This window comes from Streptomyces sp. NPDC040718 (assembly GCF_055593565.1).
On record NZ_JBVIXO010000001.1, the window covers coordinates 899,057 to 922,474 of the forward strand.

General features: G+C 72.8%; 22 protein-coding genes and 1 pseudogene. 14 read left to right on the forward strand and 9 right to left on the reverse strand.

The features are described 5' to 3' along the window. Nucleotides 1–271 precede the first annotated feature (271 nt). Both ACZ597_RS04170 and ACZ597_RS04175 read right to left on the reverse strand, forming a co-directional pair. Nucleotides 272–733 (reverse strand): annotated as a pseudogene (locus ACZ597_RS04170) (acylneuraminate cytidylyltransferase family protein); the annotation flags it as partial. Beyond that, a complete protein-coding gene (locus tag ACZ597_RS04175; RefSeq protein ID WP_471324639.1) occupies nucleotides 637–1,992 on the reverse strand; it encodes a DUF6716 putative glycosyltransferase in 1,356 nt (451 codons plus the stop codon). The pseudogene ACZ597_RS04170 and the gene ACZ597_RS04175, both read right to left, overlap by 97 nt. 155 nt (nucleotides 1,993–2,147) lie before the next feature. Here ACZ597_RS04175 and ACZ597_RS04180 point away from each other — a divergent pair, with 155 nt between their 5' ends. Both ACZ597_RS04180 and ACZ597_RS04185 read left to right on the forward strand, forming a co-directional pair. After that, the gene (locus ACZ597_RS04180) at nucleotides 2,148–3,143 is read left to right on the forward strand and encodes a glycosyltransferase family 2 protein (protein ID WP_471324640.1); all 996 of its coding nucleotides are present in this window, start codon (nucleotides 2,148–2,150) and stop codon (nucleotides 3,141–3,143) included. Further along, nucleotides 3,140–4,486 carry a polysialyltransferase family glycosyltransferase gene (locus ACZ597_RS04185; RefSeq protein ID WP_471324642.1) on the forward strand — a complete coding sequence of 449 codons (1,347 nt, stop codon included), beginning with the start codon at nucleotides 3,140–3,142 and terminating at the stop codon, nucleotides 4,484–4,486. Before ACZ597_RS04180 ends, ACZ597_RS04185 begins: the two co-directional genes overlap by 4 nt. 73 nt (nucleotides 4,487–4,559) lie before the next feature. On the opposite strand, the gene leuE is transcribed toward ACZ597_RS04185, so the two are convergent. Both leuE and ACZ597_RS04195 read right to left on the reverse strand, forming a co-directional pair. Beyond that, nucleotides 4,560–5,210, reverse strand: a complete 651-nt coding sequence (leuE, locus tag ACZ597_RS04190; RefSeq protein WP_471324645.1) for a leucine efflux protein LeuE — start codon at nucleotides 5,208–5,210, stop codon at nucleotides 4,560–4,562. Nucleotides 5,211–5,256: 46 nt separating this feature from the next. Then, nucleotides 5,257–6,840: an acyl-CoA mutase large subunit family protein gene (locus ACZ597_RS04195; RefSeq protein ID WP_471324647.1), complete on the reverse strand. Its 1,584-nt coding sequence runs from the start codon at nucleotides 6,838–6,840 to the stop codon at nucleotides 5,257–5,259. Nucleotides 6,841–7,380: 540 nt separating this feature from the next. On the opposite strand from ACZ597_RS04195, the gene ACZ597_RS04200 reads away from it, so the two are divergent. Further along, nucleotides 7,381–8,250, forward strand: coding sequence for a L,D-transpeptidase family protein (locus ACZ597_RS04200; protein WP_471324650.1), 870 nt, complete (start codon nucleotides 7,381–7,383; stop codon nucleotides 8,248–8,250). Between the two features lie 279 nt (nucleotides 8,251–8,529). Here the strand turns inward: ACZ597_RS04200 and ACZ597_RS04205 are convergent, their stop codons facing one another. Further along, on the reverse strand, nucleotides 8,530–9,567 hold the full coding sequence (locus ACZ597_RS04205; protein ID WP_471324653.1) for a hypothetical protein: 1,038 nt from the start codon (nucleotides 9,565–9,567) through the stop codon (nucleotides 8,530–8,532). Next, complete coding sequence (locus ACZ597_RS04210; RefSeq protein WP_471325152.1) at nucleotides 9,567–10,316, reverse strand: RNA polymerase sigma factor; 750 nt, start codon at nucleotides 10,314–10,316, stop codon at nucleotides 9,567–9,569. The genes ACZ597_RS04205 and ACZ597_RS04210 overlap by 1 nt, the downstream gene beginning before the upstream one ends. 329 nt (nucleotides 10,317–10,645) lie before the next feature. Here ACZ597_RS04210 and ACZ597_RS04215 point away from each other — a divergent pair, with 329 nt between their 5' ends. From ACZ597_RS04215 to ACZ597_RS04260, 10 genes are all read left to right on the forward strand, one after another. Beyond that, nucleotides 10,646–11,266 (forward strand): 2-oxo-4-hydroxy-4-carboxy-5-ureidoimidazoline decarboxylase, encoded by a 621-nt coding sequence (locus ACZ597_RS04215; RefSeq protein WP_471324656.1) that lies wholly within the window; start codon nucleotides 10,646–10,648, stop codon nucleotides 11,264–11,266. Nucleotides 11,267–11,418: 152 nt separating this feature from the next. Continuing rightward, nucleotides 11,419–11,799, forward strand: a complete 381-nt coding sequence (gene sdhC / locus ACZ597_RS04220; RefSeq protein ID WP_471324659.1) for a succinate dehydrogenase, cytochrome b556 subunit — start codon at nucleotides 11,419–11,421, stop codon at nucleotides 11,797–11,799. Between the two features lie 5 nt (nucleotides 11,800–11,804). Further along, nucleotides 11,805–12,287 (forward strand): succinate dehydrogenase hydrophobic membrane anchor subunit, encoded by a 483-nt coding sequence (locus ACZ597_RS04225; protein ID WP_360872664.1) that lies wholly within the window; start codon nucleotides 11,805–11,807, stop codon nucleotides 12,285–12,287. 23 nt (nucleotides 12,288–12,310) lie between these two features. Next, the gene (gene sdhA / locus ACZ597_RS04230) at nucleotides 12,311–14,065 is read left to right on the forward strand and encodes a succinate dehydrogenase flavoprotein subunit (RefSeq protein WP_471324662.1); all 1,755 of its coding nucleotides are present in this window, start codon (nucleotides 12,311–12,313) and stop codon (nucleotides 14,063–14,065) included. Next, complete coding sequence (locus ACZ597_RS04235) at nucleotides 14,065–14,823, forward strand: succinate dehydrogenase iron-sulfur subunit (protein ID WP_471324665.1); 759 nt, start codon at nucleotides 14,065–14,067, stop codon at nucleotides 14,821–14,823. Before sdhA ends, ACZ597_RS04235 begins: the two co-directional genes overlap by 1 nt. A gap of 133 nt (nucleotides 14,824–14,956) precedes the next feature. After that, nucleotides 14,957–16,138, forward strand: a complete 1,182-nt coding sequence (locus tag ACZ597_RS04240; protein ID WP_471324667.1) for a serine hydrolase domain-containing protein — start codon at nucleotides 14,957–14,959, stop codon at nucleotides 16,136–16,138. 54 nt (nucleotides 16,139–16,192) lie between these two features. Further along, nucleotides 16,193–18,190: a bifunctional metallophosphatase/5'-nucleotidase gene (locus tag ACZ597_RS04245; protein WP_471324670.1), complete on the forward strand. Its 1,998-nt coding sequence runs from the start codon at nucleotides 16,193–16,195 to the stop codon at nucleotides 18,188–18,190. A 91-nt stretch (nucleotides 18,191–18,281) separates the two neighbouring features. Continuing rightward, a complete protein-coding gene (locus ACZ597_RS04250; protein ID WP_471324672.1) occupies nucleotides 18,282–18,701 on the forward strand; it encodes a hypothetical protein in 420 nt (139 codons plus the stop codon). 3 nt (nucleotides 18,702–18,704) lie between these two features. Further along, complete coding sequence (locus ACZ597_RS04255; RefSeq protein ID WP_471324675.1) at nucleotides 18,705–19,142, forward strand: thiol-disulfide oxidoreductase DCC family protein; 438 nt, start codon at nucleotides 18,705–18,707, stop codon at nucleotides 19,140–19,142. 11 nt (nucleotides 19,143–19,153) lie between these two features. Continuing rightward, complete coding sequence (locus ACZ597_RS04260) at nucleotides 19,154–19,888, forward strand: TetR/AcrR family transcriptional regulator (protein WP_471324678.1); 735 nt, start codon at nucleotides 19,154–19,156, stop codon at nucleotides 19,886–19,888. A 22-nt stretch (nucleotides 19,889–19,910) separates the two neighbouring features. Here the strand turns inward: ACZ597_RS04260 and ACZ597_RS04265 are convergent, their stop codons facing one another. Then, entirely contained in the window at nucleotides 19,911–21,140 is a 1,230-nt protein-coding gene (locus tag ACZ597_RS04265) for an MFS transporter (protein ID WP_471324680.1), read from the reverse strand. A gap of 109 nt (nucleotides 21,141–21,249) precedes the next feature. On the opposite strand from ACZ597_RS04265, the gene ACZ597_RS04270 reads away from it, so the two are divergent. Continuing rightward, nucleotides 21,250–21,792 carry a MarR family winged helix-turn-helix transcriptional regulator gene (locus ACZ597_RS04270; RefSeq protein WP_471324683.1) on the forward strand — a complete coding sequence of 181 codons (543 nt, stop codon included), beginning with the start codon at nucleotides 21,250–21,252 and terminating at the stop codon, nucleotides 21,790–21,792. 19 nt (nucleotides 21,793–21,811) lie between these two features. On the opposite strand, the gene ACZ597_RS04275 is transcribed toward ACZ597_RS04270, so the two are convergent. Further along, complete coding sequence (locus ACZ597_RS04275) at nucleotides 21,812–23,164, reverse strand: metallophosphoesterase (RefSeq protein WP_471324685.1); 1,353 nt, start codon at nucleotides 23,162–23,164, stop codon at nucleotides 21,812–21,814. Next, nucleotides 23,161–23,403 (reverse strand): SCO4848 family membrane protein, encoded by a 243-nt coding sequence (locus ACZ597_RS04280; protein WP_471324688.1) that lies wholly within the window; start codon nucleotides 23,401–23,403, stop codon nucleotides 23,161–23,163. Before ACZ597_RS04280 ends, ACZ597_RS04275 begins: the two co-directional genes overlap by 4 nt. Nucleotides 23,404–23,418: the final 15 nt, after the last annotated feature.

Genomic DNA, 23,418 nt, shown 5'->3' on the forward strand with positions numbered 1-23,418 from the left:
CGTGGGGGTCGTCGATCTCCAGGACCCGCGCCGGGTCGGCGGGGACGGGGAGGGTGCGTCCGAAGAAGCGGTGCCGGGCGGCGCGGAAGCCGGCGGCGGTCATGGCGTAGGCGGCGCCGGTCTCCAGCAGTTCCTCGGGGCGGTCCTGGCGGCGGGGGCGGTACGCGGCCTCGTGGTTGACGCCGCTCCCGGCGCCGTCGGCCGCGCGGCGCCAGAGGAAGCCGTGGAAAGGGGCGGCGGTCAGGGCGGAGTCGGCGGCGCCGGAGGCCACGGCGGCGGCGACGGACTCGACGTCCGGGCCGGTGAGGAAGGGGCTGGTGCACTGGACCAGGAGGACCACGTCCACGGTGGGGGAGTTCAGCTCCTCGAAGGCGTCCAGGGCGTGCAGGACGGCGGCCTCGCTGGTGGCGGTGTCCCCGGAGAGGGCGGCGGGCCGGGAGACCACGTGGGCCCCGGCGGCGCGGGCGGCGTCCGCCACGGACCCGGAGTCGGTGGAGACCACCACGTCGGTGACGGTGGGCGCGTCCCGGCAGGCGCGTACGGCGCGGGCGACGAGCGGCACCCCGCCGACGGGCGCGGTGTTCTTCCCCGGCACCCCCTTGGACCCGCCCCGGGCCGGGATCACGGCCAGGACCCTCACAGCTCGCCCAGCCTGCGGATCGCCGGGGCCACGCGCTGGACCCCGTGCCGGTAGGCGCCCCGGGCGGCGTCGCGCAGGTGCGCCCGCAGCCACCGCCGGGCCGCCGACCCGTCCTGGCGGACGGCGCCCGGCAGCGGGGTCCCGTCGGGGGCGAGGTGCTGGCGGGCCAGGATCCCGGGCAGGTACCCGGGGGCGGTGCGGAGCGTGTAGTACGGGTCCACCGGCGGCAGCCGGTCGGCCCCGAGCAGCCCGTCGAGGCGCTCCCGCGCGGCGGCGTGGGGGTCGGCGCTGCCCGGGGCCGGGACGCCGTGGGCCGCCAGCCAGGCCGGGTCGGCCCCGGGGAGGAGGCCCCGGTCCAGGTGGTCCCACGAGGTCAGGCAGCCGGAGCCGAGGAAGTGCTGGTTGCCCAGGGCCTCGCGGATGCCGAGGTCGGTGAGGACCGCGGTCGGGATGCCCCGGTGCAGGGATTCCAGGGCGGCGGTGGAGGAGACGGTGACCAGCAGGTCGGCGGTGTCCAGCACCTCGCCCATGTGCCCGTAGACCAGTCGGCAGTTGGGCGGGAGCCCGCCGGGAAGGCGCTCGGCGAGGCGCTGGTAGGGGTGCTCCTCCAGGTGGGTGGTGTGCTCCCCCGGGCGGCTGCGCAGCTTGACCAGCACCTCGCGGTCCGGGTGCAGCCTCGCATGGCCGGCGGCCCGGCCCAGCAGGTAGGCGCGGTCGGCGCGGCTCTCCGGTACCGAGGGCTGCACCGCGAAGACGACCCGGTGGGTGCGGATCCCGGCGGGTTCGTACGGCGCACCGTCCAGGAAGGGGAGGGCCGTCTCGGTGACGGCGTCCGGGTCGGCGCCGGCGCCCTCGTACACGGCGCGGAAGCGGGCGGCGTCGTGGCGGGAGTTGGCGAGGACCAGGTCGGCGCCGTGCCGCAGCAGCAGCCCGTCGGCGAGCTTCTCGTAGACGACCCCGACGTACCCGGTGACGAACACCGGCCGGGCGGCGGGCTCGGGCCACAGGGCGCGGGCCCCGTGCAGTACGGCCTGGACGGCGCCGCCGACGAGGGCCAGTACGACCACGTCGTACCGTTCCCGCCCGCCCGCGAGCTCCCCGAGGAACTCGGCACAGGTCACCTCCACGGGCGCGGCGTCCGCTCCGACGCCCGCCTCGCCGAGCTGGCGTGCGGTGGGGGTGGCCCGGCCGCGCAGCAGGTAGCCGGTGACCCGGTGGTTCGCGGGGGCGAGGCGGCGGGCGGTGAGGGCGCCCCATTTCCAGCGTGTGTCGGAATCGGCGAGTACGGCGATACGTTGATCGTCCCGGCTGCTTCTGAATGGCACTGGCACCCGGCAGAAGCTATTCCGCATTTCCGGTGTTCGGCCCAACGAGCGCACAACGGCGGGTTAACAACCAGTCGACGAAATGCGAAAGCGTACGGGTTAACGCGCCCGCCCCGTTTAGTTCACATGGAATCCGCATCCGGTCCACGGTGAATGCCGGGGTGCGCCCTATTGTCTCGCGGGTGCTCAAGCTCTCTGTTGTCGTGCCGTTCTACAACGTGCAGACGTACGCACCGGATGCCCTGAAGAGTCTCGAACTGAACGCCCGCGGGGACTTCGAGTTCCTGCTGGTCGACGACCGTTCCACGGACGGGACGGCCGAGCTGCTGGAGCGTGCGGCGGCCGGCGGGCTGCCGGGCGCGGTGCACCTCAGACGGGACCGCAACGGCGGCCTGGCGACCGCCCGCAACACGGGGCTGGACGCGGCGCGCGGGGAGTACGTCGCCTTCCTGGACGGGGACGACTGGCTGGCGCCGGGCCACCTCGCCCGCACCCTGGCCGCCATCGAGGCTCTGGGCTGCGATTTCGTACGGACCGACCACGTGCAGGTGACGGGCCGGACCCGCGCCGTGCAGCGGGTGCCGTACGGGCCCGAGATGGTGGTGGGCGATCCGCGCGCCGGGATCCTGCCGGTCTCGCGGGCCACGGCGGTGGACTATCCGTACGCCTGGGCGGGGATGTACCACCGGCGGCTGCTGGACCGGGGGCTGCTGCACTTCACCGACGGGCTGCGGACGGCGGAGGACCGGCCGTGGATCTGGCGGCTGCACCGGGAGGCCGCTTCCTTCGCGGCGGTGGGCCTGCCCGGGGTTTTCTACCGTCGGGGCGTTTCCACCTCGTTGACGCAGATCGGCGACGAGCGCCGGCTCGATTTCATTCGCGCATTCGACCAGGTCCTCGCGGACGTGGCGACCGACCGGGAATACGAACTGTTGATCCCCAAGGCCGTCCGGACGTATTGCGCGATTATCGCCCATCACATCGGCTCCATCGAGGGGTTCGAACCGGCCGTGGCGAAAAGACTCCGCTCCATGAGCGCGGCCGCGCTCGGCCGCATGCCCGCCCCGGTCCTGGACCGGGTCATCGGCTCCATGGACGCCGAGCGCTCCGCCCTGCTCCGCGGACTGCGGCGCCGGCGGCGGGCCGCGGGGGCCCACGTGGCGGGGGCGGCCTCGTGAACGTCACGCAGGTCTTCCTCGCCTCCACCCTCTACGGGACGGCCACCCTCGCCGCCGCCCTCGACTCGGGCGCCTTCCCGCCGGCCGGCCGGAGGATCCTGCTGACCAGCAACCACTCGCTCACCCCCGAGATCACCCCGGGGCTCGACGCCCTGCCGGGCTTCGGCGCGCTGCGCACCCGCTTCGACGAGGTGCTCGACTGGAACGCGGTGATCGCCCCGCAGCACCCCAGCGGCTGGGCCCCCCGCCCGGAGGACGTGCCGATGTGGGAGCGGCAGCTGCGCGCGCTGTGGGGGCTGGGCGCGGACCGGGTCGAACTGGTCGTGGAGTCCCTCCAGGTGCCGCCCGCGCAGAGCCTGTGCCGGCTGTTCCCGGGGGCGGCGGTCGACGTCTACGCCGACGGGCTCATGTCGTACGGGCCCACCCGCTTCCGGCTCGACCCGCAGATCGGCATGCGGGTGCGCCGCGTGCTGCACCCGGACCTGGTGCCGGGGCTGGAGCCGCTGCTCCTGACGGAGTTCGGGGTGCGGGGGGAGGTGGTCCCGGCGCCCGCGCTGCTGAAGGTCCTGGCGGAGCTCGCGGACCTGCCCGAGGGGTCGGCCCTCGGCTACGAGCCCCGCGAGGAGGAACCGCCCGCCGTGCTGCTGGGCCAGTACCTGTCGGCGCTGGACCTGATGTCCCCCGACGAGGAGGAGGAGCTGCACGCCGACATGGTGCGCGGCGCCTTCGAGTGGGGCCACCGGGAGCTGGTGTTCAAACCGCATCCGAGCGCCCCGGCGGCGTACTGGCGGCGGGCACGGGCCGAGGCCGAGCGGCTCGGGGCTCGGCTGACGGTGCTGGACGCGCCGGTGCCGGCCGAGATCCTGTACCAGCGGCTGCGCCCGGCGCTGGTGGCGGGCTGCTTCTCGACGGGGCTGCTGACGGCGCGGGCGCTGTACGGGATCCCGGTGGCGCGTACCGGGACGGCGGCGCTGCTGGCGCGGCTGGCCCCGTACCAGAACAGCAACCGGATCCCGCTGACGCTGGTGGACGCGCTGGTCCCGGACCTGCACGGGCCGGCGCAGGATCCGCCGGCGGACCTGGCCGGGCTCGTCGCGGCGGTGGGGTTCACGATGCAGCCCAGGGTGCTGGCCGGGCGCCGGGCGGAGGCGGAGGCCCACCTCGCGCGGCACCTGGACCCGCAGACCCGGCGCTACTTCGGCCGCCGCCGGCTGACCACGCTGGGGCTGCCGGGCGGGATCCCGGCGCAGCTGTCGTTCCTGCCGCGGAGCCCGGCCGTCCGGCGGACGGTGCACCGCCTGCGCAGGAAGCTCGGCGGACGGCTCGGCGGACGGCTGGGCTGAGGGCCGGGCCGAGGGCCGGGCTGACGGCCGGGCTGACCGGCCGGGCCGAGGGCAGGGCGGCCGGCCCGGCCGGTCAGCTGACGGCGAGCTTCGCGGCGAAGCCGAGGAAGATCACGCCGGCCGCCGAGGTCGCCCCGGCCGACAGCCGCCTGCGGCGGCGGAAGGCGGCGGACAGCCGGGTGCCCGCGAATATCAGCGTGGACAGGTACAGGAGGCTGACCAGCTGCGAGACCGTGCCGAGCAGCAGGAACGACAGTGCCGGGCGGGCGTACCCGGGGTCCACGAACTGCACGAAGAAGGACAGCAGGAAGATGATCGCCTTCGGGTTGAGCAGGCTGCCCAGCAGCGCCCGCCGGTAGGCGTTCCCGGCCGAGCCGGCCCGCTCCTCCACCGTCACGAGCTCCTCGTGCCGGGCCTTGCGGGTACGCCACATGCCCCGGGCGGCCCGCAGCATGCCGACGGCCAGCCAGCCGAGGTAGCCGGCTCCGAGCACCTTGACCGCCGTGAACAGCACCGGGCTGGCCTGGAGCAGCGCGCCCGCGCCGACCGCCGCGAGCACCATGAGCACGGTGTCGCCGGTGAACACCCCGCAGGCGGCCTTGTAGCCCTCCTTGACCCCGCGCCGTGAGGCGACGGAGAGCACGTACAGCGAATTGGGCCCCGGCAGCAGCACGATCAGCACGACGGCGGCGAGGTAGGCGGGGAGATCTGTGACACCGAGCATGAGCAGGAGTGTCCCATGAGGACGCACCTGTCACGCCAGCCCCATTTCAGTAAGCGGAACCGGACGGTTCGTAGCTGCCCCAGACCTCTCGCAGCACCCCGCACACCTCCCCCACCGTGGCCCGCTCCCGCAGGGCCTCCTTCATCGGGGGCAGGACGTTCTCCCGCGTCCCGGCCGCCGCCTCCCGCAGTCGGGCCAGCGCCGCCGAAACGGAACCGGCGTCCCGCTCCGCCCGGAGCCGTGCCAGGGCGGCGCACTGACGGGCCTCGATCGCCGGGTCGACCCGCAGCGGCTCGTACGGCTCCTCCCGCTCCAGCGCGAAGCGGTTGACCCCGACCACGACCCGTTCGCCGCTCTCCTGCTCCCGGGCGATCCGGTAGGCGTTGGCCTCGATCTCCTCCTTCTGGAACCCGGCCTCGATCGCGGCGACCGCCCCGCCCATGTCCTCGATCCGCCGCATCAGGGCGAGCGCCGCCTCCTCCACCTGGTCCGTCATCCGCTCCACCGCGTACGACCCGGCGAAGGGGTCGACCGTCAGCGGCACGTCCGTCTCGTACGCCAGCACCTGCTGGGTGCGCAGCGCGAGGCGGGCCGCCTTCTCCGTGGGCAGCGCGATGGCCTCGTCGAAGGAGTTGGTGTGCAGCGACTGGGTGCCGCCGAGTACGGCGGCCAGCGCCTGCACGCCCACGCGTACGAGGTTCAGCTCGGGCTGCTGCGCCGTCAGCTGCACCCCGGCCGTCTGGGTGTGGAAGCGCAGCATCAGCGACTTGGGGTCCCGGGCGCCGAACTCCTCGCGCATCACCCGGGCCCAGATGCGCCGGGCGGCCCGGAACTTGGCCACCTCCTCCAGCAGCGCGGTCCGGGCGACGAAGAAGAAGGAGAGCCGGGGCGCGAACTCGTCGACCGCCATCCCGGCGGCGAGCGCGGTACGGACGTACGCGATGGCGTCGGCGAGGGTGAAGGCGATCTCCTGCACGGGCGAGGCCCCGGCCTCGGCCATGTGGTAGCCGGAGACGGAGATGGTGTTCCACCTGGGGATCTGCTCGCGGCAGTAGCGGAAGGTGTCGGCGGTCAGCCGCAGCGAGGGGCCGGGCGGGAAGATGTACGTGCCGCGCGCGATGTACTCCTTCAGGACGTCGTTCTGCACGGTGCCCGTCAGCTGCCCGCCCGCGATGCCCTGTTCCTCGGCGACGAGCTGGTACATCAGGAGCAGCAGGGCGGCCGGGGCGTTGATGGTCATCGAGGTGGACACCCGGTCGAGGGGGATCCCGGCGAGGAGCACCCGCATGTCCTCGACCGAGTCGACGGCGACGCCGACCTTGCCGACCTCCCCCTGCGCGAGCGGGGCGTCGGAGTCGTGCCCCATCTGGGTGGGCAGGTCGAAGGCCACGGACAGGCCGGTCCCGCCGCCCGCGATGAGCGCCCGGTAGCGGGCGTTGGACTCGGCGGCCGTGCCGAAGCCGGCGTACTGGCGCATGGTCCAGGGCCGTCCGGTGTACATCGTGGGGTGGATCCCCCGGGTGAAGGGGTACTCGCCCGGACTGCCGAGACTGGCCCGCGGGTCCCAGCCCGTCAGGTCGGCCGGTCCGTAGACCGGTTCGATCGGGATTCCGCTCTCGCTCCGTGCCATCGACGCGCCTCCGTGGGGTCCTCGCCCGGATGGAACCGGTGGGATTCCTGCCTACCTCGCGGTGGCGGGCCAGAGGCGGCTGACGCGCTTGACTCTTTTCTCCCGGCCGCCCGGAAGCCGCGTACGGCCACTCGTTCGAGTGTGCTGTGGAGGATTTCCGTCGAGAAGGCGGCCTGCTGACCTACGTTGGTTTCATGACGGCATGCACTGGGGTCGGGGACGCCGCCGGGCATGCCCGGTACACCCCCCGGCTGCGCGTCTCGGAACGTATCCGCACGTGCGCCGCGTCCGGGGCCGTCTCGGCTCGGGGCAAGAACTCCGCACGCGTCATGCTCGTCCGGGCAGGTCTCGACCCGGCTGGTGCTGATCGCGGAAGACCTGACGGACCGCCGGTCCGACAGGCTGCGTAAGCCAGGAATCCCCTTCCCCACCAAGAGGGGGAGGATGTCCAAAATGGGGCAACATCGCGTGGACGGGTGCAACTTTCCAGGCCGGCGGGGCGTCACCCTGATACACGACGTTGAACTCGGGGGAACCGCCATGCACCGACAGAGAGCCATCATCCGTACGCTCGGCCTGGCCGCCGCCGTCGCGCTCGCCGCGACCGCGTGCGGTCCCCAGAATCCCGGTGCCGGCCCGGCCGCCCCCTCCTCGCCGGCCGGGGGTTCCCCCTCGGCCTCCCCGTCCGGGCAGGACGACAAACCCGGCTCCGCCTCGCCGTCCGCTCCGTCCTCGCAGCGGCCCTCGTCCGCCCCCTCGGGGTCGGCCGCCCCGGGCGCCAAGCCGCTCATGGCCAACGGCGACGAGAACGAGCAGGTCCGCGAGCTCCAGGCGCGGCTGCGCCAGCTCAAGCTCGTGTCGACGGCGCCCACCGCCTTCTACGGTTCGAAGACCACGGCCGCGGTCAAGACCTTCCAGTCGCAGCACAGTCTGCCCGCGACCGGCTCGGTGGACGAGGCCACCTGGCAGAAGGTGCAGGGCCTCACCAAGAAGCCGACGGATGAGGAGCTGCGCCCGCCGACCACCAACGAGGTGGACGCCCCGGACCCGCGCTGCATGCAGGGCCGGGTGATGTGCATCAGCAAGGAGAGCCGCACCCTGGCCTGGATGATCGACGGCAAGATCGTCTCCACGATGGACGTGCGCTTCGGCTCGGAGAACACGCCGACCCGCGAGGGCCTGTTCCAGGTGGAGTGGAAGGCGAAGGAGTGGACGTCGACGATCTACCACACGTCGATGCCCTACTCGATGTTCTTCAGCCAGGGCCAGGCGGTGCACTACTCGTCCGACTTCGCGGCCCGCGGCTACGACGGCGCCTCGCACGGGTGCGTGAACGTCCGGGACAAGAAGAAGCTGTCGGAGCTGTTCGACCAGGTGAAGGTGGGCGACAAGGTCGTCGTCTACTGGTGACCCCGGTCCGGCGGCGCCGGTCCGGTGATCCTGGTCCGGCGGTCCCGGTCCGGCGGTCCCGGTCCCGGGAGGGAGAAGAAAGGGGGCGCGGGCAGGGCCGGGGGAACGTGCCCCGCCCGCGCCGGGTGCGCCGAGCCCAGGGGTACGGGGGGAACCCCGGCTCGTGCGCGGCCGATGACCAGTCGGCTCGATACGTACTGCGCCGGCGGTTCGAAAAGTGTTACTGCCCTCGCGCGGAAGACCGCAGAAACGTTTCAGCCGGTCGTTTCCGGCCCCGTCTCAGCGGGTGCGGAAGCCCAGCCCGCCGCCCGTCAGCGGGGACGGCGTCGGCAGCGGGGCGCTGCCCTGGTCGGCCCCGCTCTGCGGGAGACCGCCCCGGGGGGCCCCGTCCAGCAGGGTCGCGCAGAAGCGCTGGACCTTCGCGGCCCCGCCGGCGAGCTTGGAGAGGTACTCGCGCCGGTCCTCGGCGAGCTTCTTCTCCTTGTTCTCCCGGCACAGGTCCTCGGGGCGCGGCTTCTCCGCCCCGCCGCCCTGGTCCTTCCCCCGGTCGGGGACCGAGCCGCCGCCGTCGATGAACCTGTCGCGAGCGCCGTCGGTCCCCGCCGCGCCCCCGCCGCCACCGCCCGAGGCGGTCGTGCCGGGCGGTACCGACAGGCTGGGTGCGACGTCGGGGAGGGTACGCGTCTCCGTGCCCGGCGTCCGCGCGGCGTCCGGGCCGCGCGAGAAGCCGTCGACGCCCAGGGACGGGGTCGGCCGCAGCTGCGGTACGAGGGTGGGGCCGGCGGTGTCCCCGGCGGGCGCCGGGTCCGAGTCGGCACTGACCGAGACCGCCGGAGCGGGGCCCGCCGTCAGGTGCACGGCCCGGTCCAGCAGACCGGTGCCGGCGACGGCGGCGATCCCGCCGACGGCGACGCCGGCCAGCGCGGCAGCCAGCCCGAACCGCGCGGCGGTGACGGGACGCCGTTGCGCGGGTATCCGTACGGGGGGTATCGGGGCCAGGTCGACCAGGGGTTCGCGGTCGCCCCCGGAGGCCGGGGCTCCCCCGGGCACGCCGGAGCCGGCCGCGGCGGAGGCCGCCTCGGGCGCCGTCGCGGGCGCCGCGGCGCGGGCCGCGCGGAAGGCGGCCAGGGCGGCTTCCTCACCGGGCAGTTCTCCCCCGGCTGAGCGGGGCGTCAGGGCGTCGAGGGCGGCGCGCAAGCGGGCGGCCTCCGCCCGGGCGCGCGGGTCGGCACCGGTTCCGACCGGGCCGGGGGTTCCTCCGCGCAGCAGCTCGTCCGCCGTGGCCCCGTCCAGCCACGCGTTGTGCTCGTCGGCCATCACATGTCCTTCTGCGTCCGCCAACGTGAATGCGTCACACCGGTTTGCTCCACCAGGTCCCCCGCCCGCGCGCGCTGCGCGGGCACCGCGTCGAGATCGCGTTCCCGTGCCTGGTCCCCGGCATTATGGCCGACCCGGGCGCGGGGTTCCGCTTCGTTTTCCGTCCCGCCCGCCGCTCCCGCCACCCCGGCGGGGCCGAACTCCGAGCCCAGCAGTTCCGCGAGCTTCTTCAGTCCCCGGTGCGCTGCCGTGCGGACCGCGCCGGGGCGCTTGCCCAGGGTCTCGGCCGCGCTCTTGGCGTCCAGGCCGACGACCACGCGCAGGACGACGGCCTCGGCCTGGTCCTGCGGCAGCTGGGCTATCAGCTTCATGGTCCGCCCGGTGGACAGGGCCTCCATGGCCTCGCCGTACGTGTCGGAGTCCGCGGCCCGGCCGGTCAGCTCGGTCTCGTCGCCGCCGATGGCGGGGCGTCGGCCGCGCATGCGGATGTGGTCGAGGGCCCGGTTGCGGGCGATGCGGGCGGCCCAGCCGCGGAAGCGGTCGGCGTCGCCGGTGAAGGAGCCGAGGTCGCGGGCGATCTGCAGCCAGGCCTCGGAGGTGACGTCCTCGGCGTCGGAGTCCCCGACGAGAGTGCGTACGTATCCGAGCAGGCGTGGGTGCACGGTGCGGTACACAGTCCGGAACGCGCTCTCGTCGCCGTCCTGTGCCGCGAGCACCGCGGCGGTCAGCTCCGCGTCGTCCCCCAGCAAAGTCCCCAACCCGTTCAACGTCCTGTACGTGTGGCGCAAATCCGCACGTTACGGCGTTCATGCACCTCTCGTCCACGAGTTGTACAACCAGCAACCAACCCTGCGCGGAGCGGGGTGTGACAGAAAACGCACTCCATACGCTGACATGAATACGGGCTTGTCGCACGAGCCCGTGACGGATGGCGACCGGGGCCTCTCCTGTGGGGGGTGGCGGCCTCGGTCGCCCTCCCCTCTCCAGCCGGTGCAAACCTCCCCGGCCTCATCCTTTCGGCTCACTTCCGGGTGAAATCCCCGAATGGGCAGGGCACAGCCCCTCCGAGATCGCTAGCGTGGCGGTACACCCGCGCCACGCCCCGAGGAGTACTCCGCTGTCCAGCCACCTTCCGGCACAGGTCCGCGGCCCGGCCTCCGCCCCCGGCGCCGGACTGGCGCGATTCAACTCCCTGCCGCCCGAGACCGCCCGCGCGGTCCTGCTGCGCTGCTGCGGCAGCGGGCGCTGGGCCCACCGGGTGGCCGCCCACCGCCCCTACCCGGACACCGCCTCCCTGCTGGCGGCCGGCGACGAGGCCTCGTACGACCTCTCCCAGGGCGACCTCTCCGAGGCACTGGCCCGGGAGTCCTCGGCGGAGCTGGGCCAGGGCGCCCCGTACGCCGCGCTCCTCGCCCTCGGCGCGGCGCGGGCGGAGTACGAGCGGACCTTCGGGCACGCCTTCGTGATCTGCCTGGACGGACACCCGCCGGAGGAGCAGGTGGACCAGCTGCTGGCCGCGATCCGCCGCAGGATGGCTCACGAGATCGACGAGGAGCGCTCGATCTCCGCCGAGGAACTGCGCCTGGTTGCCCGGTCCCGGACGGTCCGGCTGCTGGACCGACTCGCCGGTGCGCAGCCCTGGAACCCGGACGACGGCCTGTCTGCTGCCGATTTCGGGCTATTTGCCCCTGTGGGATAGCCCGTCCGTGCCTGTTTGATCACACCGGCGGACCCCGGGCGAGGGAACCGACAAAGCGTCGCTACGATGTCCGGGGCCGGTGGACCGTACCCGGCCGGGCCCGACCGACAAAGAAGCCGGCTGGCCCCCGCCCCGCTTCCGGAGGGTTTTCCGTGCCGGCTGGAACGTTGTACCGCGGCCGGGAAGGAATGTGGTCCTGGGTGGCTCATCGAGTCACCGGCGTCCTCATTTTCTTCTTCCTGTTCGTACACGTCCTCGACACCGCTCTCGTCCGCGTCTCCCCCGAGGCGTACGACGATGTCGTGGCTACCTACAAGACTCCGATCGTCGCGCTGCTGGAGTACGGCCTCGTCGCCGCAATCCTGTTCCACGCGCTCAACGGTCTCCGTGTCATCGCCGTGGACTTCTGGTCCAAGGGCCCCCGCCACCAGAAGACGATGCTCTGGTGGGTCGTGGGCATCTGGGTCGTCCTGATGATCGGGGCCCTGTACCCCGTACTCGGCCACGCCTACCTCGAACTGTTCGGGAAGTGACACGCATGTCTTCTGACACTTCTTCCGCCAAGGCGATCGGTGACGTGGAGGGCGTTTCCCTTTACGACACCGACAACCCGGCGCCGTACATCGAGGCCCCGCGCAAGCGCACGGGCAAGACCCCGCGCTCGACCCGCGGCAACTTCGAGATGGTCGCGTGGCTCTTCATGCGCCTCTCGGGCATCGTGCTCGTCGTCCTCGTCATCGGCCACCTGGTCATCCAGCTGGTGCTGGACGGCGGCGTCTCCAAGATCGGCTTCGCCTTCGTGGCCGGCCGCTGGGCGTCCCCGTTCTGGCAGGTCTGGGACCTGCTGATGCTGTGGCTGGCCATGCTGCACGGCGCCAACGGTCTGCGTACCGTCATCAACGACTACGCGGAGCGCGCCAACACGCGGCTGTGGCTGAAGGGCCTGCTCTACACCGCCACGGTGTTCACCATCCTTCTGGGCACGCTGGTGATCTTCACCTTCGACCCGAACATCCGCTAGGCAACGGGGCTGAGGCGAATCCCATGAAGATCCACAAGTACGACACCGTCATCGTCGGCGCAGGTGGCGCCGGCATGCGCGCCGCCATCGAGTCGACGAAGCGCAGCCGCACCGCGGTGCTGACGAAGCTCTACCCCACCCGCTCCCACACGGGCGCCGCGCAGGGCGGCATGGCCGCCGCGCTGGCCAACGTGGAGGACGACAACTGGGAGTGGCACACCTTCGACACGGTCAAGGGCGGTGACTACCTGGTCGACCAGGACGCCGCCGAGATCCTGGCGAAGGAGGCCATCGACGCGGTCCTCGACCTCGAGAAGATGGGCCTGCCGTTCAACCGCACCCCGGACGGCACCATCGACCAGCGCCGCTTCGGCGGCCACTCCCGCAACCACGGCGAGGCGCCGGTCCGCCGGTCCTGCTACGCCGCGGACCGCACGGGCCACATGATCCTCCAGACGCTGTACCAGAACTGCGTCAAGGAGGGCGTGGAGTTCTTCAACGAGTTCTACGTCCTGGACCAGCTCCTGGTCGAGGAGGACGGCGTCAAGAAGTCGGCCGGTGTGGTCGCGTACGAGCTCGCCACCGGCGAGATCCACGTGTTCCAGGCCAAGGCCGTCATCTACGCCTCCGGCGGCACCGGCAAGTTCTTCAAGGTGACCTCCAACGCGCACACCCTCACGGGTGACGGCCAGGCGGCCTGCTACCGCCGCGGCCTGCCGCTGGAGGACATGGAGTTCTTCCAGTTCCACCCGACGGGCATCTGGCGCATGGGCATCCTGCTGACGGAGGGCGCCCGCGGTGAGGGCGGCATCCTCCGCAACAAGGACGGCGAGCGCTTCATGGAGAAGTACGCGCCGGTCATGAAGGACCTCGCGTCCCGTGACGTCGTCTCGCGCTCCATCTACACGGAGATCCGCGAGGGCCGCGGCTGCGGCCCCGCCGGCGACCACGTGTACCTGGACCTGACGCACCTCCCGCCGGAGCAGCTCGACGCGAAGCTCCCGGACATCACGGAGTTCGCGCGCACCTACCTCGGCATCGAGCCCTACACGGACCCGATCCCGATCCAGCCCACCGCGCACTACGCCATGGGCGGCATCCCGACCAACGTCGAGGGTGAGGTCCTGTCGGACAACACCACCGTCGTCCCCGGCCTGTACGCGGCCGGCGAGGTCGCGTGCGTTTCGGTGCACGGCGCCAACCGCCTGGGCACCAACTCGCTGCTGGACATCAACGTCTTCGGCAAGCGCTCCGGCATCGCGGCGGCCGAGTACGCGGCGAAGCACGACTACGTCGAGCTGCCGGAGAACCCGGCGCAGCAGGTCACCGAGCTGGTCGAGCAGCTGCGCAACTCCACGGGCAAGGAGCGGGTCGCCGACCTGCGCCTGGAGCTCCAGGAGACGATGGACGCGAACGTGATGGTGTTCCGTACGGAGCAGACCATCAAGACCGCGGTCGAGAAGATCGCGGAACTGCGCGAGCGCTACAAGAACGTGTCCGTCCAGGACAAGGGCAAGCGCTTCAACACGGACCTGCTGGAGGCCATCGAGCTGGGCAACCTGCTCGACCTGGCCGAGGTCATGGCCGTGTCCGCGCTGGCGCGCAAGGAGTCCCGCGGCGGTCACTACCGCGAGGACTACCCGAACCGCGACGACGTCAACTTCATGCGCCACACCATGGCGTACCGCGAGGTCGACGCCGACGGCCAGGACTCCGTCCGCCTGGACTACAAGCCCGTCGTCGTCACCCGCTACCAGCCGATGGAGCGTAAGTACTGATGGCTACCCCGACCTTCGACAAGGTGGAGTCCGAGGCCGCGGCCTCGCACAACATCACGGTCACCTTCCGGATCCGCCGCTTCAACCCCGAGGTCTCGGCCGAGGCGGAGTGGCAGGACTTCCAGATCGAGATCGACCCGAAGGAGCGCGTGCTCGACGGTCTCCACAAGATCAAGTGGGACCTCGACGGCACGCTGACCTTCCGCCGCTCGTGCGCGCACGGCATCTGCGGCTCCGACGCGATGCGGATCAACGGCAAGAACAGGCTCGCCTGCAAGACGCTGATCAAGGACATCAACCCGGAGAAGCCGATCACCGTCGAGGCCATCAAGGGCCTCACGGTGATGAAGGACCTCGTGGTCGACATGGAGCCCTTCTTCCAGGCGTACCGCGACGTCATGCCGTTCCTGGTCACCAAGGGCAACGAGCCGACGCGTGAGCGCCTGCAGTCCGCCGAGGACCGCGAGCGCTTCGACGACACCACCAAGTGCATCCTGTGCGCCGCGTGCACGTCCTCGTGCCCGGTGTTCTGGAACGACGGCCAGTACTTCGGCCCGGCGGCGATCGTCAACGCCCACCGCTTCATCTTCGACTCGCGCGACGAGGCCGGCGAGCAGCGGCTGGAGATCCTGAACGACAAGGACGGCGTGTGGCGCTGCCGCACGACCTTCAACTGCACCGACGCGTGCCCGCGTGGCATCGAGGTCACGAAGGCGATCCAGGAAGTCAAGCGCGCGCTCATCACCCGCCGCTTCTGATTCCTCCCGTCCGAGCCCGAGGCCCGTACCCCGTTCCGGGGTGCGGGCCTCGGGTGTGCTCGGGGGTGGGTCAGGGTCGGGTCAGGGGTGATCCCCATGGTCTGCGGATCTTCCTCACGGCAGGCTTACGGGCATGACGAACCCCGCGAACTCCGCTCCCCGCAAGGCCCGTTGGGCGACCCTGCTGGCCGCCGGAGTGGCCCTGGCCGCCATCGGCGCCGGCACACTGCCCGCCGTGGCCTCCGCCGCCGAGCAGCCCGCCCGCACCCCGGTCACCGGGACCCTGCACGCGCACCGCCCGCTGGACCGCGCCGCCCTCCGGGCCTCCCTCGACGGGCTCCCGGACGTCGCCGTCAGCGGCGCCCTGGCCCGGGTGAGCGGCAGGGACGGCCACTGGAGCGGGGCGGCCGGGCCCACGGTGCCCTCGGCCGACGCGAACTTCCGGATCGGGAGCATCACCAAGGTGTTCACCTCGACGGTGACGCTCCAGCTGGTCGCGGAGGGCCGCCTGGGCCTGGACACCCCCGTCCAGCAGGTCCTGCCGGGGGTCCTGCCGACCGACTGGGCACCGATGACCATCGGGCAGCTGCTGAGCCACACCAGCGGCCTGCCCCAGCCCGTGGCGCCCTCCGCCGGAACCACTCCGGCCTCGGCGGTCGCCGACGCGGTGCGGGCCGCCGCCGAGGCGGGAGCCCCGAAGCCCGTACCGGGCGCCGCGCAGCGGTACAACGGCCTGAACCACCTCCTGCTCGGCATGGCCATCGAGAAGACGACCGGCCGTACGTACGCGGAGGAGGTGCAGCGCCGGATCGCCCGGCCGCTGGGGCTGCGCCACACGTACGTGCCCGCCGCCGACGACCGGTCGCTCCCGGCCCCGCACACCCGGGCCCTGTGGGACGCCTCCGGCGACGGCACCGGGGAGCTCGTCGACAACTCCCGGCAGAGCCCCTGGGCCTGGGCAGAGGGCGGGATGATCTCCAACGCCCCCGAGCTGGACCGGTTCTTCACCGCCCTGATGAACGGCCGGCTGCTGCCGCCCGCCCAGCAGGAGCTGCTCACCGAGCCGGTCCCGGGCTTCGAGGGGGACCGCACCTTCAGCCGGGGCGGCCTCCAGCACGTGCTGCTCGGCCCGGACACCTGGGTCTGGGGCAAGACCGGCTCGTACAACGGCTACACCAGCGGCGTCTTCGTCAACGAGGACCGCGGCCGGGTCCTGGTGTACTCCCTCAACCCGACGAACCGCCGCCCCCAGCAGAAGGAGGACGGCCTGACGGAGCGGGACCACATCTTCAAGATCGCCGGCGCGGCCTTCTGATCCCCCGGCCCGGCGCGTCGACACGGGCGGCCGGGCACGGAAGCATGGGCGGATGTGACGAGGCTCACCAAGACCGCGTGTCCGGACCGGAGTTCGCACCACCTCGGGCGGCGGACGTTCCTCACCGCCCTGGGGACCGTCGCCACCACCTTCGCCACCGGGATCCCCGCCCACGCCACCGAGCACGCGCGGGACGCCGCCACCGCCGCCGAGTACGTGGACGTGCAGCTCCTGAACATCACCGACCTGCACGGCTACCTCCAGGCCGCTCCCGGCGGCAACGCCGTGATCAGCGGCAACGGCGGCCGGACCCATACCGTCGGAGGGGTCGCGTACATGGCAGCCCACCTCGCCCGGCTCCGGGACGGGCGGCCCAACTCGTTCTTCTTCACCCCCGGGGACGCCTTCGCCGGGTGGGAGTTCGACGCCGCCGCCTTCGCCGACGAGCCCACCATCGAGGCCCTCAACCGGATGGGGCTCGATTTCGCGACCGCCGGGAACCACGAGTTCGACAAGTCCCCGGCCATGCTGCGCCGGCACATGGAGCAGGGCGTGCCGTTCCCCGTCGAGGGCCGGGACGCCTCCTTCACCGACTCCTCCGGCGCCCGCTTCCACGGCGCCGACTTCCGCTACCACAGCGCCAACGTCGTCTGGGGCGCCGACGGGCGCACGGTCCTGCCCGCGTACAACATCGAGACGGTACGGTCCGCCTCCGGGCAGGAGCTGCGGATCGGCTTCATCCACCTGACCGCGCTCGGCACCGAGCTGATGCCCGGCTCCTACCAGCCGGGGCTGGCCACCCTCGACGAGGTCGCCACCGCCGACCGGTACGCGGCCCTGCTCAAGGCGCAGGGGGTGGGCGCCATCGTGCTCAGCGTCCACGACGGGGCGGTGGCGGGCGCGGACTTCAACAGCGGCGCCGACCCCTCCGGGCCGGCCCTGGAGCTGGCGCTGCGGGTCTCCCCCGACATCGACGCCGTCGTCACCGGACACTGGCACACCCGGTTCAACATGATGGTGCCCGACCCCGACGGGGTCCCCCGCCCCTTCGTCGAGGCGGGCTGCCACGGCCAGCTCGTCAACGAGATCAGCCTGCGCCTCGACCCGGCGACCGGGAAGGTGGTCCGCGAGCTGACGGTCTCCGTCAACCACCCCAACAGCCGGGACGTCGTCCCCGATCCGGCCCTCAAGGAGGTCGTCGACTACTGGGCCGGACAGGCCTCCGCCCGCAACGCCGCCCGGATCGGCCGGCAGACCGGCTCGTTCCTGCGTACGCGCAACAGCGCGGGCGAGTCCACCATGGGCGACCTGGTCGCCGACTGGGCGCTGTGGGCGGGCCGCAGGCCTGCCGACCCGGAGAACGACGCCAACGTCCACCCCAACGTGCCGGCCCAGCTCGCGCTGGTCGCCGCCGCGCCCCGGGTGGGCCAGGCGGTCATCGCGGGCGATCTGGTGCGCGACGCGGCCTCGGGCGGGGCCGTCACCTTCGGCCGCGCGTGGAAGGCCGTCGGCTTCGGCGACCCGATCGTCAGCGCGACGGTGACCGGACAGCAGATCCACGACGCCCTGGAGCAGCAGTGGACGACGGCGGCCAGCGGCGAGCTGCTCTTCGCGCCGCTGGCCGTCTCCAGGAACGTCCGGTACACGTTCGACGCCCGGGGCGGGGTCGGCGACCGGGTCAGCCCGGCGGACGTGTTCATCGACGGCGTCCCGCTCGACCCGGCCCGGACCTACCGGCTCGCCGCCCCCTCGTACACGTTCCTGGCGTACGACGGCTACGGCGCGCTGCGCGGTTTCCGGGCCCCGTACCGCCACCAGCGCGACTACGAGAGCTTCGTCGCGTACGTCCGCGAGACGCAGACGCTCACCCCCGCGCCGCTGAACCGGGTGGCGGCGGCGAACACGACCCGGCGAGGCGCCGACGTCGGCACCGTCCTGGAGCCGGGGCCGTACCTGCTGGCGGACGGCTCCCCGATGCCCCGGCCGGAGGCCGCCATCGTCTCGGCGGACCGCCCGCCCGCCACTCCCGGGGGCTTCCGGCCGCCCTGCTGAGCGTCCGCGGAAGCAAGGCTTGAACCTGTTCAAAAACAGGTCTACAGTCAGTCCCGCCAAGGAGTTGAACACGTTCAAGGGGGCTGGGGCAATGGACCTCACCGTGGTCGCGTACGTCATCTACCTGCTCATCAGCATCGGGCTGACCATCTGGGTCGCCCGCACGCTCAGCCGCAACGGCCGCGTCTTCATCGCCGACGTCCTCCAGGGCAACGAGAAGCTCGCGGACGCCGTCAACCACCTGCTGGTGGTGGGCTTCTACCTCGTCAACATCGGCTTCGTGACCCTCTACCTGCGCTCGGGCGAGACGATCCTCGAAGCCCGCGGCCTCTTCGAGGAGCTGTCGGTCAAGCTCGGCGTCGTCCTGCTGGTGCTCGGCGTCATGCACCTCGGCAACGTGTGGGTGCTGAGCCGGATGCGCCGCCGCGGGATCATGGAGCGGCAGGCCGCCCAGCTGCCCCCCGTGCCGCCGGTCGCCCCCCAGGGGTGGACCGCGCCGGCCGGAGCCTGAGCCGTGGCACGGGCCGCGCTGGACGCAGGGGCCGGCGTCCGGTACCTGACCGTCCTGTACGACGCCGACTGCCCCGTGTGCACCCGCATCCGGAACTGGCTCATCAGGCAGCGGCAGCTGGTCCCGCTCCGGCTGGTGCCGGCCGCCTCCGCCGAGGCCTGGCGGAGCTTCCCGAAGCTGGCGCACGCCGAGACGCTGCGCGAGATCACCGTCGTCGGGGACGGGGGGCAGGTGTGGCGGGGGACGGACGCCTTCACCGTCTGCCTCTGGGCGCTCGCCGAGTACCGCGCGAAGGCCGACTGGCTCGCCACCCCGGCGGGCCGCCCCTTCGCCGGGGCGGTCATGAACACGGCCGCCGCCGTCCGGCACGCGGTACGTACCAATTCCGAAGCGGAGTCCGGGGAACCAGCCTGTGACGATCACTGCTCCGCACCCCGATAAGGTCGGACACCGTGACAGATCAGAAGGCGCCCAAGAGCGAGCAGACCCGGACGCTCATCCTCGAAACCGCGCTCCGGCTCTTCCAGGAGCGCGGTTTCGACAAGACGACCATGCGGGGCATCGCCAAGGAGGCGGGGGTCTCGGTCGGCAACGCGTACTACTACTTCGAGTCGAAGGAGCACCTCGTCCAGGGCTTCTACGACCGGATCGGCGCGGCCCACCAGGCCGCGGTCCGGCCCATCCTGGACCAGGAGACCGATCTCCAGAAGCGGCTCGCAGGCGTGCTGACGAGCTGGATGGACATCGCGGAGCCCTACCACGAGTTCGCCTCGCAGTTCTTCAAGAACGCGGCGGATCCGGAGAGTCCGCTCAGCCCGTTCTCGGTGGAGTCGGAGCCGGCGCGCAAGGCCGCCATCGACATCCACCGCGAGGTGCTGGCCGGGGCGAAGACCAAGGTGCCGGCCGAACTGGCCGACGTACTGCCGGAGCTGATGTGGCTCTCACAGATGGGCCTGGTCCTGTACTGGGTCTTCGACCGCTCTCCCGGCAGCGAGAAGACGCGGCGGCTCGCCCAGCGCGGTGCGCAGCTGACCACGCGGGGCATCGTGCTGGCCCGGTTCCGGGTGCTGCGCCCGCTGGTGCGCGAAGTGCACGAGCTCTTCGCGGACTTCCTGCCGGGCATGGCCCAGACGGCGGCCGCGCGCGGCGGGAAGCGCGCCTCGGACCCCCACCCCGGCGAGGAGTGAGGGTCCGGGAACCGGGGCCGTCTCAGCCCAGGACCAGCAGGGTGGCCACGGCCGGCCCGAAGGCGCCGCCGAGCTGGTAGCAGAGGGTGAACAGCCCGATGGCGCTGGGCCGGTGGGCCTCGTCGGGGGCGGCCGACACGGCGTGGGTCGACAGGACGGCGTTCGCGGCGCTGGCGGTGAACACGCCCACCCCGGTGGCCGCCAGCAGCAGCGGGCCGGACGGGGCGAGGACCCCGGTGAGCGCGGCGGCCGCGCCGGCCGCGACGAGGACCGTACGGACGGCCGTGCGGCCCATCCGGGCCGAGGCGGCGGCGAGCAGCCAGGACAGGGCCGCCCCGGCCAGCAGCGCGACCAGCTGCCCGGTCCCGGCGGAGGCCGCGTCCCAGCCGGCGCGGTCGGCGAGCAGCCGGGGCACCGAGAAGAGCAGGGTGAAGTAGGAGGTCGACAGCGCCAGCGCGAGCAGCGCCGAGACCACGAACACGGGCCGGCGCAGCAGCACGGCGGGCACGAACCCGTCGGGCCGGCGGCGTACGTGCAGGGTGAGCAGCACGCCGGCGGCGAGGGCACCGGCGAGGGCGGCGAGGGGCTGGGTCGGCAGCAGCACCAGGGCGGTGGCGAGAGCGGTCAGCAGGGCGGCGCCGCGTCCGTCGAAGCGGCCCGCGGGGGCCGGTGCCGTCCCGCTGCCGGCGTGGCGCAGGACCGCGGGCACCGCCAGCAGGGAGACGGCCTGGACGGCGAGGGCGAGCCGCCAGGAGGCGCCGTCGGCGAGGGTCCGGCCCAGTAGCGGCCCGGCCGCGCCGAGCATGCCGAAGCCGGCGCTGATGACGCCCATCCGGCGGGCGGTCCCGGCGAGGCTCATCGCCGCCGCCACCAGTCCGGCGCCGCCCGCGGCCTGTGCGCAGCGGCCGATGAGGGTGAGCGGGAGCCAGGGGGAGGCGGCGACCAGCAGCGTGCCGCCCAGGACGAGGACGGTGGCCAGGCGGAGCACCGCGGCGAGGCCCCGGCGGCGCAGGAGGCCGGCGATCAGCGGGGTGCCGACGGCGATGGCCCAGCCGAAGGCGGTGAGCAGCCAGGCGGCGGTGGCGTTGCCGACCCCGAGCGAGCGGGCCATGTCCGGGAGGATCAGCACCGGCGCGTTGGCCCCGGCGGCGATGGGGGTGGCCAGCAGGGCGAGCCAGAAGACCGGGACGGGCGCCCGGGTGGCGGCGGCTGCCGGCGCCCCGGCCCTGCTGGTGGTGGCGGTGACCGTCATGGACGACCCACTCCCCTTCATGTCTCAACCTTGACAATCTCAACGTTGAGATAAAAACAGAGAGACTCCCTCAACGTCAAGTGTCTTAACGTTGAGGTATTCTCGGGCCATGGAGAAGGACCAGGACCGCAGCGACCAGGACATCGTGGCCACGATCGTCGGCCAGTGGGGCACGGCGCGCCCCGACCTCGCCGAGGCGCTGTGGCCCGTCGAGGTGCTGGCCAGGATCCAGCGCATGACCCGGCTGATCGACAAGCACCTCAAGGCCTTCACCGCCGAGCACGGCCTGGAGGTGGGCGAGTTCGACGTACTGGCCAGCCTCCGCCGCTCAGGCCCCCCGTACGCGCTGACCGCCGGTGCGCTGATCCCGGCCGCCATGGTGACCTCGGGCGCGATCACCAACCGGATCGACCGGCTGGAGGCCAAGGGCCTGGTCGAGCGGGTCCGCGACGAGGCCGACCGCCGCTCGGTGCGCATCCGCCTGACCGACGCGGGCCACACCCTGGTCGACGCGGTCATGGAGGAGCACCTGAGGCACTACGAGCGCCTGCTGGCCCCGCTGGACCGCACGGCCTGCGAGGCCCTGGCCGGCTCCCTGCGCACCCTGCTGCTGGCGCACGGGGACACCCTCGCGCCGCCCACGGCCGGCTGAGCCGGCCGGTCGGAGCAGGTCAGGCCTGGTACGAGGCGAGTTCGACGACGGTGATGTCCGACGGCGCCCCGACCCGCACCGGCGGCCCCCAGGCACCCGCGCCCCGGGACACGTACAGCTGGGTGTCGCCGTAGCGCTCCAGGCCCGCGACGGTCGGGTTCGCCAGCTCGGCCAGGTACTTGCCGGGCCACAGCTGGCCGCCGTGGGTGTGTCCGGAGAGCTGGAGGTCCACGCCGTGGCGGACGGCCTCGTCGATCACGATCGGCTGGTGGGCGAGGAGCACGGAGGCCCGGGCGCGGTCGCGGTCCCCGAGGGCCGCCTGGAAGTCGGGGCCCTTGCCCTCCTTCTCCCCCTGGACGTCGTTGACCCCGGCGAGGTCGAAGTGGGGCAGCTCGCGGCGGGCGTTCTCCAGGGGGGTGAGGCCGAGTTCGCGGACGTGGTCCACCCACTGCTGGGCGCCGGAGAAGTACTCGTGGTTGCCGGTGACGAAGAAGCTGCCGAGGCGGGCGCGGAGCTCGCGCAGCGGCTCGGCGGCGGGGCCCAGGTCGCGGACGTCGCCGTCCACGAGGTCGCCCACGATGGCGATGAGGTCGGGCTGGGTGCGGTTGACGGTGTCGACGATGCGGCGGGTGTGGGCGCGGCCGAGCACCGGGCCGAGGTGGACGTCGCTGACGACGGCGATCCGGAACCCGTGCGCCGCGCGGGGCAGCCGGGCGAGGGGCACCTGGACGCGCTTCACGCGGGGCCCGCGGAGCACTCCGTAGGTCCCGTTCCCGACGACCCCCGCGGCGGCGACCGCGGCCGCCCCGCCGAGCACCCGCGCGACGAACACCCGCCGCCCCACCCCTCCGGGGGGCGTGACGATGTCCGTGCCGGCCGCGGTGGCGTCGGCCGGCCGGTCGGCGGGGGTGGGGGCCTGCGGGGCCGTTCCCCCGCCCGCGCCTTCCCGCAACCGGGGCTCCGCCCCGGCATCGCCCCCGGTGGAAACGGAGGGCACCAGATCAAGCCCCTCCGGCGACCGGGGAGCGGGTCCCGCGGCCGGAGCGGGCCGCACGGGCAGCCGGCGGAGCCACAGGCGGCGGATCGGTTCCGCCACCGCCATCGCCATCGTGAGGTACAGCAGCACCGCCAGCCACATGTACCCCGGCCACGCCACCAGCCGCTCCAGCCAGAACGGCGCGCCCGCCCGACCGGCCGTCAGCGCGGCCAGCGCCAGCAGCGGCAGCGCGAAGGCCAGCACCGTTCCCGCCCTCCGTGCCGCCCCGCCCGCACGGGTCGTGTCCCGGACCAGCCGGACCCACAGCCACCGGTGGACCAACCCGAGCAGCGCCAGTACCGCGACCACCGCCACAATCACCACAAACACGGTCATCGTGATTCACGTCGCAGAGCCAGGACACCGCGCAACCCGATCACACCAACGACGGTCCCCAGGAGAAAGGACGTGATCGCCAGGAGAAGGTGGACCCAGAAGTAGGCCGTGGGCTGACCGTCATCGAATGCCAGACCGCTGGCGTCATTGAAGAGGTTCTTGACGAACGTGGACCAGATCACCCAGGACCAAGCTCCGAACGCTGCGAGGAACCAGGACGCGGTGCGGCTGAGTTTCATGCCCCCAGTATCGGA